Genomic DNA, 16,105 nt, shown 5'->3' with positions numbered 1-16,105 from the left:
ATGATTATCGTTTCCGGAGATCATTTGTCACAAGTTGGCCTTCTCTCTTCTCACAGCAGCAGCAGGAACCCTGCTAGCAGCTGCCTCTTCAACCCCAACGGTTGTTGCAGTTGACGGCGTTCTCTGCGACATCACCAAGAAGCTGGTGTCTGATCAGGCCCGTGTGATTTGCCTGATCCCGCCGGGGACAGACCCGCACACCATGGCTCTGAGGCCTGCTGATCGCAGCAATCTCAGTAAGGCCAAGCTTGTTGTGCTGAATGGCTACAACCTCACACCTGCTCTCAAGGGCGTCAAAGCTGGTGGACCGGTGGTCTCCGTGGGTGAAATTGCTGTTCCCAGCAATCCCTTGAATGACCCGCATCTTTGGCATGACCCCGCAATTGCGGCATCGATGACCAATGTGGTTGCGACCAAGCTCAAGCCTGTGTTCAACGGAAGTCAGAACGCAGCGATTGATCAGCGCCGCGCTGCTATGGATTCAGTGCTCAATTCGCTCGGAACCTGGACCGGCCAGCAGATCAAGACAGTCCCCGCTGAACAGAGGGTTCTGATCACGGGCCATCGTGCCTATTCCTTTCTGGCGCGTCGGTTCGGCATTCGCGAACTTCCCGTTATTGATGAATATGCCACTGGCGGTCGCATGCGCCCTTCCAGTCTGAGTTCCATCAGTAAGGCGATCAAAAAATCCGGAACCAAGGTGATTTTCCCCGAGGCGCTGCCCCCGTCCAAGACCATGCGCCGGATCAGCAAAGCCAGTGGCGTCCCGCTTGCCAGCAAGCCCTTGTTTGCAGACGGCCAGGCTCCAGGGAAAAGTCTTGTGCAAACAGCCACTGGCAACATCTGCACGTTCGTTGTTGCCCAGGGCGGACGTTGTGATGAAAACGGCGCAGCTCAGCTTCAGGAGCGTTGGGCCTCAATTCGCTGATTGATTTTCACTCTTTTCTGAATTTTTGGATTTCTGAATTTTTGATCTGATGATCTTTTCTCGTCTTTCGTTTTTGAATGCCGCCTCGGCACTTGCTTTATTGCTAGCCGGTGATGCTGCAATTCGTGGGGTCCATGCCCACGGCGGACATGGTGGTGGTGAACAAGTGCCGGCCGGTGAATTCCGTGTCACTCCAGTGATCACCATTGAGGGTCATGGAGGAATGGAAACCAACCTCGATGGCAAGCCTGAGCACTACGCCATTGATGGCCAGTTTGGTTATGTCTTCGAATGGGGATTGCCCAACAACGGAGTGTTTGCCATTGAAGGTTCCATCGGACCTTCTGCTGTTTACGGAGAGGCGGAACACTTCTACGGCGTGGTTCACGCCCATGGCTCCGATGACCATGGCGATGGCGATCACGGTGACCATGAAGACCATGATGATCACGGTGACCATGACGACCATGATGATCATGGCCACGACGATCATGGTGATGAAGATCATGATGACCACGATGATCATGGCCACGACGATCATGGCGATGAAGATCATGACGACCATGCTGATCATGACGACCACGATGATCACGGCGCGCACGATGATCATGCACATGGATCAGGTGCACCCTTTAAGCGGACTGATGTCAGGGGCTACTTAGCTGCCCGCTACCAACCCAATGAAAAGTGGGCTTTCCAGGTTGCCTGGATGCCCTACTACGTGACAGGTGAGGGTGAGGAATTCGGTGAAGGCCTGAAGAACGAAGTGGGCGTCAATGTCACGTACGCCTTTGGTGACGGCGATGTAAATTTCGCGCTGGGTGATGGCCTGGAAGATGTGATTGATGGCGTTTTCATCTCCGTTGAAAACAGGACTGGTTGGGAATCTGATGGCACCTATATCGGTAATTACACCGATCTTTGGCCTGGTTTTGGTTTCAATGTTGACCTGCTAAATATCACGCTTTCGGCTGGTCCGCGTTTCTATTCACCCGGTAGCTACTCAGGTCTTTCCTCTCGCACCGATTGGGGCGGAGAGCTTGAGCTGGAATACCCAATTACAGACACCATTGCGCTCTTCGCGCACTGGGAACCTGTCTATAGCTCCGAAGACTGGGGCTCTGAGGGTGGCAAGGGTTGGAATCATCACATCGGAACTGGTGTGACCTTCTCGTTCTGATCTGCCGAACGTTGTCTGCACTTCACTTGTGCAGACAACGTTGAATTGCAGCATTCTTGACTGACATCGTATTAGTCAAGCGTAACGGTCAGATCAGTTTTAGGCCTAAACTCAAGTCCTGCTCAGAGATAACTTAATAGGCATAATCGTTTGAATTTGAATACTTGTTTTTGCTTGATTTTGTACGCAATTTTAGTTAAATTTCTTGATTTGCATCCACATAATTTTACTGATATCGACTTTAATCAATATTTCAAGGTGCTCTTGCGTCAAAGCTCGGGCATCATTTTCACGTCCCTGAAGTGTGAGCTTAGAGAGCCGACCCATGCACCAGTTCTGTAGTGCAACTGCCTGTGCTTTGCGGCATCCGTGATGGCATTGTTCCGGCAGATCCATCGAGCTGGATTCGGTGCGGAATGTCTACTTGTATGAACGAATGCTTCTGGATTCATGCTCAACATTCGTACGTAGCGAAATGCACCTCTGTGCTGTTTTGGTATCAAATGTGTGGATTCCTTCTTTGTTGATTGCCCCTTCTTTTGTGTTGGCGTCGTCAGTGCATGGAAGCTTCAGTGCATGAAAGCTTCAGTGCATGGAGCGTCGGTGCATGGAGCGTCGGTGCATGGAGCGTCAGTGCTTAGCAGCGGGTCAGGCAGGGCTCAAGTTCTGATGAGGATCGCTCCTCAGGAGGCTGACTGTTCTTGCAACGGTGAGCTGCAAGTGAGTTCGCGTACCTGTTGATGGTGATTTGCAGACGCGTGAGGCTCGTTTGTGAAGAGGTACTACGGCCCATCGGCAGTGTCTGGCTTGGCTTCGATGCCCCTTTCCTGCAACGTTGCAGGGATCGCTCGAATCGCGGTGTTTGTAGCTGTCCAGTGGGATCTGGTCGGTTGCGCAAGTGCCATTCGTACCTCGCAGATCACGTCTTGTTGGGCCTCTTCGTAGCAAATGGCTCAAAGGAACCTCCTACTGCTTCTGAGAATCGCTTGCATGAAGGCCAGTTTTGCTTCTAGAGTCGAGATCGATTCTCAATAGCAGGACGTTATCCGTCCATGACTCTTTCGGCTTACCGGTTTCTTCCCGATGCTCCCGTGGCATTGATGACGATGCCTCGTCACCAGACCGTGTTGATCGACCCGGCTTCTGCTGGCCAAGGCAGCATTCTTGAGGTCCATGAAGGCTTTTGCCGTGTGTACTGCCCCTGTGAAGAAACAGAGGGCATGACTCTGGCTTTCCTTCAGGCTGGAGATCGCCTGAGGACTGACCGCCTCTGTAGCGAAGGCATCTGCGTGGAAGCCCTCACTGATCTTCGCCTGGCTCGCAGCGTTTCATCTGACGATGAAGTCGGTATGGATGCAGTGAATGAGTGGACGTTGCAGCTTTTGCGCATCCGTCACCTCGGACAGGCCGAGCAAAGACTTCATGCTCTCTTCTCGCTGTTGGTCAATCGTCTTGGCAAGCGATGCAGCGATTGCTTCCAGTTGCCTTTTCGCCTCACCCATGACCGACTTGGAGAGCTGATCGGAGCCACGCGCGTCACCACGACCCGTCAGGTCTCTAAGTGGAGGAATGTGGATCCGATGAACTGTTCGGGTGGTGAATTCACCATGAACTTCTCAATCGACATGATCAGCACCGCTCCCCTGACCCATCTCTGATGGTTGTGATCCACTGCCAGAGCAGCAATCTCCTGGCAACGCTCTGTCGTGATGCAGAGCGTTGCTCTAGGCGGAGTCTTCAGATCCACCAACAGTGCAATTTTTGCCTGAATCAGACACTTCTTAAGCGATTGCGCTCTGAGCAGTGTCAGCTAACAGCACATCTCAAGCAGCTTCAGAAGCTGATTGCAGGAATGGATCGCGAGTCCGTTCTGGATCCCTTGGCATTGGATTTTGCCAGTGAAGTCGCCAGGCGGGCAGTCGCGAAAATCCGATCTTCGGTGAACTGATTACTGAAGCTGGGCAGGGTGCGCGACACCCTCTATCAGTTCGTTGTCAATGACTAACACTGCAGCAGCCTGACCGTCAGCGAACTTTGTTCGTCCGAGCAGATGAGCGGCTTCATGTTCGGCTTTGATTTGTGCCTCCACCATCGCTTCAAGAAACACAGTGCTGCGTGTGTCACAGACTTGTTCTGCAGCCATTAGTAATTGTTGGAGTGATGTCGTCACGTCTCGTTCCGTCAGAAAGGCTGTGCTCATCACGTCGATGATCGATCCCCAGGATTGATCAGGAGCTTCGAGAGCCTGTAGTTCGGGTGATTGTGCGCGTGCGATCAGGTAGTCAGCAACCTTCGCTGCGTGCTCTTGTTCTCCTTTTGCCTCATCCATGAAGTGATTGGAGAAGCCGCGTAATTCTCGTTCCCCCATCCAGATAGCAGCGCCAAAATATGTCGCATGGGCCTGACGCTCCATGTTGAAGTGCGCCTGAAACCCCTCCAGCAGCGCCGGGTCCATTGACTCCGCCATGGCTCGACCTGAAGGGCCGACCTGCAGTTGAACGTGCTGTGAGGGATCCGTTTGCATGAAAACAAGCTACCTATGTATCAAATGTACATGGGTTGTCGAGTCTTTCGATTGGTGCTGGTGTCTTGATTGATCAACGCTGTATAATGAGATGCATTCTCAGCAGCTTGGATCGTGACGGTTCATCAGCCTCAGAAAAAGAAAGGTTGTAAAAAGTCCAAGTGCTCGAAATGGAAAGGCGGTCAGTGCAAGTGCGGGCGCGGTTGAGCGAAAAGCTCATCCTGCTTGGCTTGCAGTTGAACAAGGTTGAGTCGCATTGTTTTTGTTGTGATATCTACCTCGATGAGTTTCTGACGTTGCATCCATCCAAGGTGTCTACTGATTGTCGGTCTGGTGCTGCTGATGATTTCGCCGATGCGTCGGTGCGACAGACCCGAAATTAGGGTTTGTCTAGGGGTGCGATCCTGGTCATTATTTGATTTGGCCAGCAGCAAGAAGAGTTTGATCAATCGTTCCAAGCTGTCAGCTGGCTGCTTGATTTCGTAGAGGTCGAGCATCCAGTTTTCCAGGAAATGGTGGGTATTGATGGGTCGCTCTTTTGGGTTGAATTCAACTTTAGATGCTTCTAGGGCTTCAATCATCAGTCTGCGGTGATTGTTCCAAGAAAATGAACTGACTGTTCCAGAGTGGATTAACGCCAGTGTAGATTCAGTTGAATTATTCTTGCTTTCGTTGACACAGAAAAGCCGAATAAAACCATCCACTACGTTAAGTTGAAGGTTTCTGTTTTTACTGTCGTTCGTGATAATCCTGTGTTGGCTTGATTTTTTTAGCGTAATAACCGATGTGGCCAGTTTTGATAAATTTTCTTCGGCCTGCGCCATATCGGTTGCTGGTGCAGCGATTCAGGAATGCACCTTGGATTGCTGTGGTTATAACAGTGCAAGCGTGCCTATTATGCGTGTCTTTTGATACGCCTTGGTTGGCGTTTCAGGGGGGATGCGGGCTGGGTTGTGATCGGTGCGAATCAACAGGATCAGATCCTGACTTTTCCAACTTCTGCGCGAAGAGGTGCGCGTCCTGTACTGATCAGAATCGGCTCACGGGTGAAAATTTCTACGCGGATTCCACTCCTTGCCACAACGAGCATGGTCCTGCTGATGACCAGTACTGAGATGAGAAGGACTCCTGGCCAAATCAATGCCATCAACAGTGCGCTCAGATCAGCCATGTCATTGGGTTGGTTCCTGCTCTTGAGATAGCAACATTTGTCTTGATGATTGCTGGGGTGGATTGCTTGAGCTCTTGGATCATCCAAGAGGGGGTGACGGATTGAGCCAATCCAGGCACCATGGTCAACCATGTTGAATCCCATGCGTCGCATCGCTTGGCTCCTAGGGGGCTTCCTGCTGCTTCCTGCTCCGGTATCAGGTGCCGGCTTGATGGAATTGCTTGACAGCATGAAACCGGTGCAACCTGAGAAGTCGCGGCTACAGCTTCCGCGGCTTCCTCTGACGCCTGGCCGTGGCAAGAACTGGGTCGGTGACCGCATGCCCAAGGAGGGGTTGTCGATTTTGGTTCTGGCGGGTCATGCCGATTCGCAGCGCATGTATGGCTCTGGAACACCAGGCTGGGCGGTCGGTGTTGCTGGAGCGGCTCCGATGCAATCGGGCATCACGGACGAGCTTTATTGGAACCTGCGCACCGCTAGGGCTGTGGTGGCTGAAGGCACAAAGCAGGGTCTGAACATCAGCTTCTATGACCCCGGTGTACGCACCATCCGTAATGTGCAGGATCCACGCACCAACTGGTCCGTGGGTCAACAACACGCGTCGGAGGGGGGCTATGTCATGGAAATCCATTACGACGCCTACTCACCACATGGCATTGGAGCGGGAATCATCCCAGCCGTCGCGTTCGGTTTTTCTGTGATGGACGAAGCCTTAGCGAAGGAATTTGGGGCTTATCCCTACGACTATCGCGGCATGTTGGGCGCACCTCGCAGGGGTGTGTCGATGTTGGAAATTGGCAAGCTTGAGGGGGCTCTGGAGCGGGGATTGCGCGACCCACAACAACGCAAGCTGACTCTGGACAGGATTGCTAAACGCGTTGTTTCAGCACTGCGTGATGGTCTGGAACAAGGTCCCTCTCTGAGGGCGATCTGCCAGCCGACAACAGAAATCGCGGCGTACTGTCGTTAGCGATCAGAGAGTGGTGTTGAGGTAGTCCTCAAGGCGGTCCGTCGGTATGCGCTGATCTGAGACTGCGTTCCCTACCGGAAGAAAAACAGGCATGGTGAGTTGTCCATCGATGACAAGGGGAATCAGCGGTTGACGATCAACTCGCATCTCGGCTCCGATCTTCTGAATGCAGAGCAGTTCCAGGACCCCATCGTCGTGCTCGCGTTGGTAGAGACGTGCATTGTCAATTGTCCCCAGGTTGCATGGAGCAAAGCCATGATTGGCGACGACATCACTCAGCCTCAAAGTTCAGAGCTCCCGTCTCGTGTGCTCACGAGAAGACCCATGGCCTGTCGGATACGAGGGGAGATGGATCGAATGGATTGCTCCAGAGTAAGTGTCTGATGCCATTCACCGGCTGCATGCGCCGCGTCCTGACGATCCCAGAGGAGTAGGCGCTCACTGAGCAAGTCCAGCAGTGATTCAGAGTCTTTGAGCGTGTTTGTTCTGTTGCTGTTTTGCGTATTCTGCATAGTGATACTGTCCACGATTGAAACCAGATCATCAACTCATCGGAGGGTGTGATTGCCGAGCTGAACTGTTCGGTTCACCGCTTTTGTTCTTGACCGGAGACTGTCGGACTGCATGCAATTGATGACCGGGAATGCAAATCTCCAAGCCTTTCATCAACGATCAGCATGAATCTGATCTTGCTTTATGCCGATGATGCCTGGTCAGGAACCAGCTGCTTTTTGGCCAATGGTCGCCGAGCTCAACACATCCGTTCGGTTCTGCGAGCGGTTGTCGGGGACACGCTTCGGGTTGGGTTATTCGGCGGTGCTCAGGGGAAGGCTCGGGTCGATGTCATTGATGATGCGGGTGTGACCTTGACGGTGCAGTTGATGCAATCACCGCCCCCTAGGCATCGCTTCGACATTGTTTTGGCACTTCCTCGACCGAAAATGCTGCGGCGAATTTTGCGAACTGTCGCCGAATTTGGAGTTTCTAATCTGCATCTGATCAACAGTGCCAGGGTCGACAAAAGTTATTGGCAGTCCCCTTTGCTGTCGAAGGCAAAACTCAAGGAGGCTTTGGTTGCGGGGATGGAACGCTCGCAGGACACCATCGCTCCGGTGGTGCACTGCCATCAACGCTTCCGCCCCTTTCTGGAGGACCAGTTGCCTCAGCTTTGCAACGGCCGTCCCTGCTGGATCACCGACAAGGGAGCCCCAATGTCCCTGTCGCAGACCCCAGCGGTACCTGCTCTGGTCATGATCGGTCCGGAGGGAGGATTTGTGCCTTTTGAAATCGAGCTTGCGACATCGGTTGTGGCACAGCGGGTCCATCTGGGCGAACGCATCCTCAGCGTTGATACTGCCCTGCCGGCAGTGCTGGCGCAGGGTTTGACGTTGTGATTAGCTCCAGATCAGCTCCAGTTCAATCAAAGGATCAAGGCTCCGCTTTACGGGACATTGCTCTGCAACGCGTTGCAACAGTGCGCGCTGTTCGTCGCTGAGTTGCTGGGGCAGTTTCAGATGCACTCGCAGCTTCTCCACTTTGCGGGGACTTGATTCGCTCATGAGTTTGTCGACATCGGCAGTGCTCCCTTCAATGGACCACTTCCTGCTCTTAGCCGTGATTCCCATGATGGTGAGCATGCAGGTTGCCACCGATGTGGCTAGTAGGTCGGTTGGCGAGAACTCTTCCCCTTTGCCAGCGTTATCGACCGGGGCATCGGTCAACAACACAGCACCAGAGCCATGATGGATGGCTTCACATCGCAGTTCACCGCTATACCGACAGGACACAGTGGGCATGAAATGCTTCCAGGTGGTTTGTTCAAGTTGGCAGCACAATCGATGATCGGTCATTCCTTTGTGTTGTGCTCACAATGAGTACATCACTTGTTAACTCATAGGAATGTGGTTGTTGCGTAGCTCGTGCCTGTGGTTCATCCGTTGATGATGATTTCGCTGATCTGATCTTTTGATCATCAAAGGGTCATGGGCTATTGGTTGTCATTGCCATGTCCATGGCATCCGATTTGTATTGGAGCTATGGTTTTCAAATTTTCAAATTTGATGTGGTGCTATAAATATTCCGATTCCGCTTCCAAAGGACACTTGGCCAGATTTTTTCTTGTGGCTAGTTTGTAAGAGTCAATACTGCCAATTTAAACGGGAAGGCGATATGGCTACTGGAGTCACGAGTCTCGGGCATCAACAACGTTTGCTTGTGATGCCTGATGACGGTGAGCAGGCGGTTCTTGATCTGCTCGCGTCGGCGAAAAAGAGCTTGCGTATCAAGCAATTCAAGCTGCAGGCTCCTGCTGTGATCAAGGCGATGCAGGATGCCCATGATCGTGGGGTGAAAGTGCAGATCATGTTGAACCCTCACACATCGGGTGGGGATCGATGGAATGACGAGGCTTTTGAACTTTTTAAGAAATCAGGGATTGATGTGCGCTGGACGAGTGAGTCCTTCCCGGTGACTCATGAAAAATCAATTGTTGTTGATGATGAATTTGCTTTAGTTGCTACATTTAATTTGGCTGAAAAATACTTCACTCAAACAAGAGATCACGGGTTGGTAACTTATAATAAAGATGCGATAAAGCAGGTTATTGCTGGTTTTGATGCTGATTGGAACAATGTTGAATTCAAGCCTGATCTAACGGTTGGGCTTGTGTGGAGCAATCTGCATAGCCGTGGTCAGTTGGCGAAGCTGATTGATTCCTCAACGACGCATTTATGGGTCCAACATCCCAAATTTGTTGATGCCGTCATTCTTGATCGGATTGTTGAAGCTTGTGTAAGGGGTGTCAAGGTACACCTGTTGTGTGGTGGCAAACATGGGATTTCCGACTGGGATATCTACGATACATTCGGAAATTTACGTGTAATGTCGCGTTTCGGGGTGAAAATTCGCCGGCAGAAACACCTTAAGCTGCACACCAAGATGATCATTGTTGACAAGAAATCGGCTGTAATTGGGTCAATGAATATTGATAGGAGTGCATTTGATATTCGTCGAGAGTTGGGAATGGAAACAGATGCGCCAGAGGTGATTGCACGCTGTTGCCAAATCTTTGAGTCCGATTGGCATGAAGCTAAGGACTACATCGCCCCCGATCCTCTCGATCCTTCCCTGCATGACCATGGGGAATTGTCACCGGATCCGAATTTTATTCATGAGTGATACCACCGACACCGGTTTGCAGCTGGAGCAAACTGCAAACCCAGGTCTCCTTGAGCTTTTTGTTTGCATGATGCAGGTTGCTTTCTCTGCCTTTGGTGGAGGAATGTCACTCTGGAGTCACCGGATCATTGTTGAGCGACGTCATTGGATGACGTCTGAATCGTTTGTCACGGGATTGACTGTTGCGCGTCTTTTCCCAGGACCGAATCAGATCAATATGTCGGTATACATCGGCTCAATTTTTAAAGGTGTTCCTGGATCCTTGGCTGCAATAGCTGGGATCATTCTTTTTCCTTTTACTTTGTTGATGGTTTTAGGCCTGATCTATTTTCAGGTCAGTGCCATCTCTGAGGTCAACCGTCTTCTTGCTGGCCTGGCTGCCGCTGCCGCAGGCATGGCACTGTCCATGGGATTCAAAATATTGGATGTCTATAAAAAAGATTATCTTGCCCTGGCTATTGCGGGGATTGTTTTTGTCTGCCTTCAGGGCTTTAAGTTTCCCTTGATTCCAGTGGTCCTGGTTTCAGGGGCGATTTCGATGAGTTTGTACTGGCCTCGAGGACAACGTCGATGACTGCGATCGAAACCTGGTGGCATGTGGTGTGCACCTTTCTCAAGCTTTCATTGTTTTCGATTGGTGGGGGTAACACTCTCCTGCAGGCCTATCACCATGAGGTCGTGGAAACATTCGGCTGGCTCACCAATCGTCAATTCTCTGACCTTTATGGATTGGCCGAGGCAGCACCTGGGCCAAGTTCCATGTTTGTGGGTCTTCTGGGTCTTGGAGCGGGCTGGAAGCACGGACCGGCGTGGGCTCTAGTTACTGGATATTCAGCAGAGCTTGCCATTCTGCTGCCCTCCACAGTGGTCATGCTGATTGCATCGGTTTATTGGAACCGCTGGCGTGACTCTCCATGGCGGATGGCTTTTGAAAGGGGGCTCGGGCCAGTGACGCTCGGCATCCTGTTCTCTGTGAGCGTCACGATCCTGCGAACAGCCAATCACAGCTTGATCGCTTACGGACTCTCGTTCATGGTTTGCTTCTTTGTTTTGAAGACAAAAATTTCCCCCCTTGTGTTTATTGGGATCTGTGGCCTTGCCGGTGTGCTCGGGTTCGTGCGCTGATCTGCAGGAATGATCCGTTTTCAAAATCGTCTGGAGCCATGATTTCTGCGCCGGGCGCTGTATCGGTTCGTCTCCGGCTGATTCTTACGTCATCTGATGGCTATAACCCTGTTGCACTTCCTTGTTAAGGCCTGTCCTTCGTGGACAATGACGACATGACAGACAACAGCGAACTTGCCGGGTTGCAGGCTCTCGTCGCCGACGTTGGTGGCGGCAATGTGATTGATGCCGAACTGCTGGAAGGATGTTCCGTTCAGGGGCATGAGCTCGATGAGATGGATGAGGACCAGGCTGCTCGTGTGGCGTCTCACTGCTTTTCTGTTCTCTTCGATCACAAGGTTGAGCGGCTGGAGGGCACGGCTGCCGATGCTGCTGCAGGTGTCTGGCGTGGCACGGTCGATGGCTTTGCCTTCACCATCAGCCGGGAGGATCTTGGTGACCTCGTGCTTGATTTCAGCGTTGCTGATTGATGACCGTTGATGAGCTGCGTCACGACCTGTCCGAACGAATCGGACGGCGTGTTGAACTGTTGCTGACGCGAGATGGCGACACCGTTATCGAGCTATCCGATCTCTACCAACCCTCTCCTGCCGGCTTTGGTGGTCGGTTGCGTCTACGTGATGGAACGGCGATGACTTGGGAGCTGTGGTTAGAGGACGGTGATAGCTGGAATTTTCACGCTGCATCATTAACCGAGTCATGACGAGTTGGTGATCGAGGTCTGAGCTTTCTTTGAGGCTTCGATCAGCGCGGCCGCCGGCGACCTCGCCAATGATCGATCACTGCTGCAGACAGCGTAAGTTCAACGCTGCCGTTGGCGGTTTCGCGATGATGTCTGTTGTGGAGATCTACATCTCAATCCCGCTTTCAATTCTTTCTTTTTGCGCTGCGGCTCGGTAGCACAAGTGGTCAGGATGGATATTTGTTGCAGTAATCATTGAGCATTGTGTTTTATTTGTCCTGTCTTGATGAGTTTTGTAATGAGAGTTTTTGTTTGCTGAATTAAGTGTCGTGCGCCTGTTCGTTTCACGCATATTGGCAACTTCGTCTCTGAGGTGTGCAGGTGGGTGAAAGTCTTGGCAACAGTGGTGGCTTCCCATTCAAGGAACCTGTTGATGCATCTGAGCTGAATCTCGGTCTTGATCCCACTCAGGGTGAAGAGGTTCAAAGTGTTGAGATTGCCAAGTCTCCGCTGAGCGCTGTTGAAGCATCCTCATCCTTGGAGGCAGAAGATCATGGAAATGAACTGTCGGTATCTCACCTCATTCAACAACTTTTGCTTGGCTTGGAGTCATTAAAACAGTTGAATCTCGAGGGTTTCAAGCAGATTTACCCGATCTTTCTGATTGTCTTTGGCTCCGTAATTCTTGGCCTGCTGCTGTCATTTATTGCTACATTTTTGGGTTCGGTGAATCATCTACCCATTGTGGGTGGTTTGTTCCAGGGAGTGTCCGAACTGATTGGCCTGGTTGCTGTTGTGCGTTTGATTACGTCAAATTTATTGTTGCAACATCGACGAGCAGAGGTGTTCGCTCGGATCGCGGCATTAAAAAAAGATCTACTTGGTGGGTCGGAATGAATGGTTTGTTTGTTTCGACCTGAATGATGTGTCTTTTAATCTTCGATGACAAAACCGAAGCTTTCAAAAATTTCGTTGTTCGCGTGGATGATCTTTCTGGATCCTTCTTGCTGCTTAACAGCGAATCCGGTCTGAGCGAGACGCCTCATCAGTGCAGCGGTGTCTTCGAAACGTGCCGCCATGTCTTCGAGAGTTCCGCAATCTGCGGACAGGGTGGATTCATTCCAGGTGAAGGATGCCATGGCGAGTACAGAAGAGGGTGAACCAGTGCTGCGTTATTGCAGATGTGGTTCCATTTTAAGGCTTTTGCATGCCTGTTTCGTTGGCGCCGACTGCCTCGGCCAGCAAGCGGCCAAATTCCTCATGAAGCCCCAGGCGACCATTGAGATCCGTGACACGATTTGCTTTGTCTGCCAGCGTCAACATTTCCTGTTTGGAGCGAGGAGGTGCTTCGTTGGCCAGCACCACATGCAGAGAACAGTGCAGGCGCTGAGTCTGCACAAGCCACCACTGAGAGTCTGCGGCTGCATCCAGGCCGCCAGTGACAAAAGCTACGCTCGCAAAACGAGCTCCCGGCTGCCGACTGATCTGTTGCTGTTCCCGCAGACGTTGAGGCGTCAAAAGGTTGCGGTTGATCCAGACATGGCGACGCAGCATCAGTTTCAGGATCGGGCGGCTGGTGTTGAGTCGATAGAGAAGTGGTCCTACGACTGGTAATCCCACCAGCTGTCTCACCCAGTTGAAGCTCTGCCCTGCTCGACCGGTCATGGTTGGAAGCGGACCTCGGAATGTGGGTGCAACCACAACCAACTGTGCCCATTGCTGTGAGTATTGCTCGGCTAAACCGAGAGCGATGGGAACACTGTGGCCAGCGGCTACAACATTGATCTTGTCCAGATCAGCGCGTTGTAGGTGTTGAAGAATGCCGCTAAGAGCCTCACGAAGAACGTTCGCGTCGTAGGGCATTGCTGGACGTTCGCTATCTCCAAACCCCGGCCAATCGAAGCTCACCAGCTGACAGCGTTCATCCATGGCATCGGCAAAGTCATGCCACTCGCCCCGGGTCGATACGGTGCTCAATGCCGGCAGCAGCAGCCAGAGGTCGCCGTTCTCTGGGCCACGACGCTCAAGTGTGACGCGGACGTCGCGGTCGTTTAGGTGGATCTGCACATTTTCGGGATCACCACCGATCCGGGAACGAAGATTCATGGTGACGTCAATGTCATCGACTTATGGCATGGCTCAAGCTTCGGTCTGATGCAGAGATCTCCCGATGGATGTTGCAAAGATTTGCCGACGGTATGGGCGAGTGGCCTGATCGGTTTCAAGCAGGAGCTCAACCTCAGGGTTGAAAAGCTCTTCTCTCCAAGCCGCAGTCTCCGTTGGGGGTCAGCCCCTGAAGACGCAATGTCTGGACCTCCGCTTTTGCGGCTCTTAGATCAGCGCGGAAGACCGGATCATTCTGCAATTGAGCCACGGTGCCTGAGGCGATGATCTGGCTGGCTTGCACATCACTCAGCCAGTGCACATTGCAGATGTAGCGGCTCTTTCCATACTCGATTCCTCTTGCCAGGATTGCATCGCGCCGTTCTGGTGCGATCTCGCTGAGAACCAGGGCCCATGCCCATCCAGCTGCGGTGTGGCCGGAGGGATAGGAGCCATCGCCTCTGAGCTCAGTCTCATCATCCGGAGTGCAGATTGGTTTGCCGTTGACCATGAACGGCCTTGGGCGTTTGTAGTTGTTTTTGGCCTTGTAAGTCGCCAGACCGGCATCGGTCAGTGTGCGCTGCAGCAGGGTGTAGAGCCTTGGCGTCCCGTCCTTGGTGATCGGCACCCCAACAGCGCATGAATAGATCGCTGCAGCCTCAGGAAAATGCAGATTGGCATCGATCGCCGCGACTTCCCAGCGTGGTGTGCCTTGAAGTGGGAAGGTTGATTCAGCATTGGCAACATCAAGGTCGTAGGCCAGAGACCCCTGTTTGGGATGTGGGGGAAGCAGCCTTAGGGAGTTGGGTACGGCATCGGATGCCAGATAACCCTCGAGAAGCCCATGCTTAATTATTTTGAGATTCGCTGGTGAGCCAATATCCGGTTCGCAGTAAGTGGGTGTCTGTGCTCCCGCTGGCAGACCTGCAACGCTGATGCCTGCAATTAACCCGATCGTGGCGCAGTTGTAAGCGAATCGACGCATTGGTGGATGTTGATCGTTTGTTTGTTTACGGCTTAGCAATTCTGGAGGCTCTGTCCCAACTATCAGACCGGCAGATTTGCACTGAACGGATCAGTAATTGCTTTAATGGATTGTTAGTTGCGAGGCTTGATCAGCAGCGTGACTCCTGATGCTGTGATCACAATGGTGAACACTCCCAGTAGCGCTGGATAAAACGACTGCAGGTTCAGCATGCCGAACCTGCCGGTGTGGACCTTAAGTAACCAGAATGCATCGATACCCTGTTCCAGTAAAACGCTGTATAGCGAGCCACTGATCGCTGTGATGAGCAATGGTGCTGCTGCGATCGGAACGAGCCAGCGGTGAATGCGCCGCGCTTTCCGTTGTGAACTAAGGCCGCGCTTCATTGCTTGCGCAGCTGTTGATGCAGTTCACGCTCATTTGCGCAGGGCATCCAGCGACCGTTGTTTTCATGCACAGCGTTGCAGCCGATCTGTTCAGCACGTTGGCGTGCTTCGGCTTCTGTTGCGTAGAGGCCTTTGCTGTGGGCTCGTGCAGAGCCAGGCATCACGAAGTCAGAGATGCCAACCCCAGAGATGACAACTACCGTCGTCCAGGCAATCGCCAACGCTGAAAAAGCCATGATTCAGATTGAGGTTCAGACCCTCTCGCCGAGTGCAGTCGGCTTGGACTGAGCCAATCTTGCCTGAGCTGAGCATGGACTGGGCATTGTTGAAGCTGCTTTGAGGCTTTTTGTCGCAGCGGGCTTGTCTGTGTGATGTCACAAAAGTGGCCACTGATAATCATTCTCACCACAATGAAGACAACGACGGATTTTGCATGCGCGCTCTCGCTTTGATGTGTATGGCAGCCCTGGCCGGTATCAGCGGTTTCTCTACGGCTCCAGTGTTGGCTCACGCCGGTCATGGCGATGAATTTGTCCAGACCGGTGCCGTGGGCCAGGTGCAGGCCAACCCCAACCGCGATCAGTTGCTCGGAATCGTCTCTGAAAAGCCCAAGGTCGAGGCCAACGGTCAGTTGAGTGTGCCGAACGTTGCCATTGTCAAGGCGAATGGAGAGCCCTATGTCTTCGTTTTCAGTGGAACCACCTACGACCCGGTTGTCATCAAACTCGGTTCCGTTTCTGTTGATCGCACGGTGGTTCTCAAGGGTGTAACGGCAGACGAGCAGATTGTCGTCTCCGGTGCTTTGTCGATCTTCGCCGAATCGCAGAAGAACAAACGTTGAACCTGCTCAGCTTCTTTTTGTCGTTTGGCGATT

General features: G+C 52.4%; 24 protein-coding genes. 12 read left to right on the top strand and 12 right to left on the bottom strand.

Annotated features, from left to right (window positions below; all coding sequences use genetic code 11):
- The first annotated feature begins 34 nt into the window (after positions 1-34).
- Both SynBIOSU31_RS08370 and SynBIOSU31_RS08365 read left to right on the top strand, forming a co-directional pair.
- Positions 35-928, top strand: a complete 894-nt coding sequence (locus tag SynBIOSU31_RS08370; RefSeq protein ID WP_186489132.1) for a metal ABC transporter substrate-binding protein — start codon at positions 35-37, stop codon at positions 926-928.
- 49 nt (positions 929-977) lie between these two features.
- Positions 978-2,108 carry a hypothetical protein gene (locus SynBIOSU31_RS08365; protein ID WP_186489130.1) on the top strand — a complete coding sequence of 377 codons (1,131 nt, stop codon included), beginning with the start codon at positions 978-980 and terminating at the stop codon, positions 2,106-2,108.
- Between the two features lie 192 nt (positions 2,109-2,300).
- On the opposite strand, the gene SynBIOSU31_RS08360 is transcribed toward SynBIOSU31_RS08365, so the two are convergent.
- A complete protein-coding gene (locus tag SynBIOSU31_RS08360; protein WP_186489129.1) occupies positions 2,301-2,504 on the bottom strand; it encodes a hypothetical protein in 204 nt (67 codons plus the stop codon).
- Positions 2,505-3,160: 656 nt separating this feature from the next.
- Between SynBIOSU31_RS08360 and SynBIOSU31_RS08355 the strand changes: the two genes are divergently transcribed.
- Positions 3,161-3,766, top strand: a complete 606-nt coding sequence (locus SynBIOSU31_RS08355) for a Crp/Fnr family transcriptional regulator (protein ID WP_186489127.1) — start codon at positions 3,161-3,163, stop codon at positions 3,764-3,766.
- Between the two features lie 290 nt (positions 3,767-4,056).
- Here the strand turns inward: SynBIOSU31_RS08355 and SynBIOSU31_RS08350 are convergent, their stop codons facing one another.
- The 3 genes from SynBIOSU31_RS08350 to SynBIOSU31_RS08340 form a co-directional block, all read right to left on the bottom strand.
- Complete coding sequence (locus tag SynBIOSU31_RS08350; protein ID WP_255477168.1) at positions 4,057-4,632, bottom strand: ferritin; 576 nt, start codon at positions 4,630-4,632, stop codon at positions 4,057-4,059.
- Positions 4,633-4,814: 182 nt separating this feature from the next.
- A complete protein-coding gene (locus SynBIOSU31_RS08345; RefSeq protein WP_186489125.1) occupies positions 4,815-5,456 on the bottom strand; it encodes a helix-turn-helix domain-containing protein in 642 nt (213 codons plus the stop codon).
- A 152-nt stretch (positions 5,457-5,608) separates the two neighbouring features.
- Positions 5,609-5,803, bottom strand: coding sequence for a hypothetical protein (locus SynBIOSU31_RS08340; protein ID WP_186489123.1), 195 nt, complete (start codon positions 5,801-5,803; stop codon positions 5,609-5,611).
- 142 nt (positions 5,804-5,945) lie between these two features.
- Between SynBIOSU31_RS08340 and SynBIOSU31_RS08335 the strand changes: the two genes are divergently transcribed.
- Entirely contained in the window at positions 5,946-6,773 is an 828-nt protein-coding gene (locus SynBIOSU31_RS08335; RefSeq protein ID WP_186489121.1) for a dehydrogenase, read from the top strand.
- Between the two features lie 3 nt (positions 6,774-6,776).
- Here the strand turns inward: SynBIOSU31_RS08335 and SynBIOSU31_RS08330 are convergent, their stop codons facing one another.
- Positions 6,777-7,058 carry a hypothetical protein gene (locus SynBIOSU31_RS08330; RefSeq protein ID WP_186489119.1) on the bottom strand — a complete coding sequence of 94 codons (282 nt, stop codon included), beginning with the start codon at positions 7,056-7,058 and terminating at the stop codon, positions 6,777-6,779.
- Positions 7,055-7,300, bottom strand: coding sequence for a hypothetical protein (locus tag SynBIOSU31_RS08325; RefSeq protein ID WP_186489117.1), 246 nt, complete (start codon positions 7,298-7,300; stop codon positions 7,055-7,057). The genes SynBIOSU31_RS08330 and SynBIOSU31_RS08325 overlap by 4 nt, the downstream gene beginning before the upstream one ends.
- A gap of 150 nt (positions 7,301-7,450) precedes the next feature.
- Between SynBIOSU31_RS08325 and SynBIOSU31_RS08320 the strand changes: the two genes are divergently transcribed.
- Positions 7,451-8,167, top strand: a complete 717-nt coding sequence (locus tag SynBIOSU31_RS08320; RefSeq protein ID WP_186489115.1) for a 16S rRNA (uracil(1498)-N(3))-methyltransferase — start codon at positions 7,451-7,453, stop codon at positions 8,165-8,167.
- On the opposite strand, the gene SynBIOSU31_RS08315 is transcribed toward SynBIOSU31_RS08320, so the two are convergent.
- The gene (locus SynBIOSU31_RS08315) at positions 8,168-8,569 is read right to left on the bottom strand and encodes an OsmC family protein (protein WP_186489113.1); all 402 of its coding nucleotides are present in this window, start codon (positions 8,567-8,569) and stop codon (positions 8,168-8,170) included.
- Positions 8,570-8,942: 373 nt separating this feature from the next.
- Between SynBIOSU31_RS08315 and SynBIOSU31_RS08310 the strand changes: the two genes are divergently transcribed.
- The 6 genes from SynBIOSU31_RS08310 (at position 8,943) to SynBIOSU31_RS08285 (ending at position 12,654) form a co-directional block, all read left to right on the top strand.
- On the top strand, positions 8,943-9,950 hold the full coding sequence (locus SynBIOSU31_RS08310) for a phospholipase D-like domain-containing protein (RefSeq protein WP_186489111.1): 1,008 nt from the start codon (positions 8,943-8,945) through the stop codon (positions 9,948-9,950).
- A complete protein-coding gene (locus SynBIOSU31_RS08305) occupies positions 9,943-10,524 on the top strand; it encodes a chromate transporter (RefSeq protein WP_186489109.1) in 582 nt (193 codons plus the stop codon). The genes SynBIOSU31_RS08310 and SynBIOSU31_RS08305 overlap by 8 nt, the downstream gene beginning before the upstream one ends.
- Positions 10,521-11,075, top strand: a complete 555-nt coding sequence (locus SynBIOSU31_RS08300) for a chromate transporter (RefSeq protein ID WP_186489107.1) — start codon at positions 10,521-10,523, stop codon at positions 11,073-11,075. Before SynBIOSU31_RS08305 ends, SynBIOSU31_RS08300 begins: the two co-directional genes overlap by 4 nt.
- A gap of 155 nt (positions 11,076-11,230) precedes the next feature.
- Positions 11,231-11,545 carry a hypothetical protein gene (locus tag SynBIOSU31_RS08295; RefSeq protein ID WP_186489105.1) on the top strand — a complete coding sequence of 105 codons (315 nt, stop codon included), beginning with the start codon at positions 11,231-11,233 and terminating at the stop codon, positions 11,543-11,545.
- Positions 11,545-11,778 (top strand): hypothetical protein, encoded by a 234-nt coding sequence (locus SynBIOSU31_RS08290; RefSeq protein WP_186489103.1) that lies wholly within the window; start codon positions 11,545-11,547, stop codon positions 11,776-11,778. The genes SynBIOSU31_RS08295 and SynBIOSU31_RS08290 overlap by 1 nt, the downstream gene beginning before the upstream one ends.
- A 516-nt stretch (positions 11,779-12,294) precedes the next feature.
- Positions 12,295-12,654: a CAAD domain-containing protein gene (locus tag SynBIOSU31_RS08285; protein WP_186489101.1), complete on the top strand. Its 360-nt coding sequence runs from the start codon at positions 12,295-12,297 to the stop codon at positions 12,652-12,654.
- Positions 12,655-12,689: 35 nt separating this feature from the next.
- Here the strand turns inward: SynBIOSU31_RS08285 and SynBIOSU31_RS08280 are convergent, their stop codons facing one another.
- From SynBIOSU31_RS08280 to SynBIOSU31_RS08260, 5 genes are all read right to left on the bottom strand, one after another.
- On the bottom strand, positions 12,690-12,896 hold the full coding sequence (locus SynBIOSU31_RS08280; protein ID WP_186489099.1) for a hypothetical protein: 207 nt from the start codon (positions 12,894-12,896) through the stop codon (positions 12,690-12,692).
- A 55-nt stretch (positions 12,897-12,951) separates the two neighbouring features.
- Positions 12,952-13,863, bottom strand: coding sequence for an alpha/beta hydrolase (locus tag SynBIOSU31_RS08275; RefSeq protein WP_186489097.1), 912 nt, complete (start codon positions 13,861-13,863; stop codon positions 12,952-12,954).
- A gap of 133 nt (positions 13,864-13,996) precedes the next feature.
- Positions 13,997-14,845, bottom strand: a complete 849-nt coding sequence (locus SynBIOSU31_RS08270; RefSeq protein WP_186489095.1) for an acid phosphatase — start codon at positions 14,843-14,845, stop codon at positions 13,997-13,999.
- 113 nt (positions 14,846-14,958) lie between these two features.
- Positions 14,959-15,231, bottom strand: a complete 273-nt coding sequence (locus SynBIOSU31_RS08265) for a hypothetical protein (protein WP_186489093.1) — start codon at positions 15,229-15,231, stop codon at positions 14,959-14,961.
- Positions 15,228-15,392 carry a DUF3721 domain-containing protein gene (locus SynBIOSU31_RS08260; RefSeq protein WP_255477447.1) on the bottom strand — a complete coding sequence of 55 codons (165 nt, stop codon included), beginning with the start codon at positions 15,390-15,392 and terminating at the stop codon, positions 15,228-15,230. Before SynBIOSU31_RS08260 ends, SynBIOSU31_RS08265 begins: the two co-directional genes overlap by 4 nt.
- Positions 15,393-15,664: 272 nt before the next feature.
- Here SynBIOSU31_RS08260 and SynBIOSU31_RS08255 point away from each other — a divergent pair, with 272 nt between their 5' ends.
- A complete protein-coding gene (locus tag SynBIOSU31_RS08255) occupies positions 15,665-16,072 on the top strand; it encodes an efflux RND transporter periplasmic adaptor subunit (RefSeq protein ID WP_186489089.1) in 408 nt (135 codons plus the stop codon).
- The last annotated feature ends 33 nt before the right edge of the window (positions 16,073-16,105 follow it).

Source organism: Synechococcus sp. BIOS-U3-1, assembly GCF_014279975.1.
GTDB lineage: Bacteria > Cyanobacteriota > Cyanobacteriia > PCC-6307 > Cyanobiaceae > Synechococcus_C.
The sequence above is the reverse complement of the archived record's forward strand: the minus strand, read 5'-3'. Positions and strand labels throughout refer to the sequence as shown.

Excerpts from the sequence above, each read along its gene's own strand:
- SynBIOSU31_RS08350 (WP_255477168.1), bottom strand. The coding sequence starts at position 4,632 with ATGCAAACGGATCCCTCACAGCACGTTCAACTGCAGGTCGGCCCTTCA.
- SynBIOSU31_RS08355 (WP_186489127.1), top strand. The coding sequence starts at position 3,161 with ATGACTCTTTCGGCTTACCGGTTTCTTCCCGATGCTCCCGTGGCATTG.
- SynBIOSU31_RS08335 (WP_186489121.1), top strand. The coding sequence starts at position 5,946 with ATGCGTCGCATCGCTTGGCTCCTAGGGGGCTTCCTGCTGCTTCCTGCT.
- SynBIOSU31_RS08360 (WP_186489129.1), bottom strand. The coding sequence starts at position 2,504 with ATGGATCTGCCGGAACAATGCCATCACGGATGCCGCAAAGCACAGGCA.
- SynBIOSU31_RS08290 (WP_186489103.1), top strand. The coding sequence starts at position 11,545 with ATGACCGTTGATGAGCTGCGTCACGACCTGTCCGAACGAATCGGACGG.
- SynBIOSU31_RS08255 (WP_186489089.1), top strand. The coding sequence starts at position 15,665 with ATGCGCGCTCTCGCTTTGATGTGTATGGCAGCCCTGGCCGGTATCAGC.
- SynBIOSU31_RS08345 (WP_186489125.1), bottom strand. The coding sequence starts at position 5,456 with ATGGCGCAGGCCGAAGAAAATTTATCAAAACTGGCCACATCGGTTATT.
- SynBIOSU31_RS08320 (WP_186489115.1), top strand. The coding sequence starts at position 7,451 with ATGAATCTGATCTTGCTTTATGCCGATGATGCCTGGTCAGGAACCAGC.
- SynBIOSU31_RS08280 (WP_186489099.1), bottom strand. The coding sequence starts at position 12,896 with ATGGCATCCTTCACCTGGAATGAATCCACCCTGTCCGCAGATTGCGGA.
- SynBIOSU31_RS08340 (WP_186489123.1), bottom strand. The coding sequence starts at position 5,803 with ATGGCTGATCTGAGCGCACTGTTGATGGCATTGATTTGGCCAGGAGTC.
- SynBIOSU31_RS08265 (WP_186489093.1), bottom strand. The coding sequence starts at position 15,231 with ATGAAGCGCGGCCTTAGTTCACAACGGAAAGCGCGGCGCATTCACCGC.
- SynBIOSU31_RS08295 (WP_186489105.1), top strand. The coding sequence starts at position 11,231 with ATGACAGACAACAGCGAACTTGCCGGGTTGCAGGCTCTCGTCGCCGAC.
- SynBIOSU31_RS08305 (WP_186489109.1), top strand. The coding sequence starts at position 9,943 with ATGAGTGATACCACCGACACCGGTTTGCAGCTGGAGCAAACTGCAAAC.
- SynBIOSU31_RS08365 (WP_186489130.1), top strand. The coding sequence starts at position 978 with ATGATCTTTTCTCGTCTTTCGTTTTTGAATGCCGCCTCGGCACTTGCT.
- SynBIOSU31_RS08315 (WP_186489113.1), bottom strand. The coding sequence starts at position 8,569 with ATGCCCACTGTGTCCTGTCGGTATAGCGGTGAACTGCGATGTGAAGCC.
- SynBIOSU31_RS08260 (WP_255477447.1), bottom strand. The coding sequence starts at position 15,392 with ATGCCTGGCTCTGCACGAGCCCACAGCAAAGGCCTCTACGCAACAGAA.
- SynBIOSU31_RS08300 (WP_186489107.1), top strand. The coding sequence starts at position 10,521 with ATGACTGCGATCGAAACCTGGTGGCATGTGGTGTGCACCTTTCTCAAG.
- SynBIOSU31_RS08270 (WP_186489095.1), bottom strand. The coding sequence starts at position 14,845 with ATGCGTCGATTCGCTTACAACTGCGCCACGATCGGGTTAATTGCAGGC.
- SynBIOSU31_RS08310 (WP_186489111.1), top strand. The coding sequence starts at position 8,943 with ATGGCTACTGGAGTCACGAGTCTCGGGCATCAACAACGTTTGCTTGTG.
- SynBIOSU31_RS08275 (WP_186489097.1), bottom strand. The coding sequence starts at position 13,863 with ATGAATCTTCGTTCCCGGATCGGTGGTGATCCCGAAAATGTGCAGATC.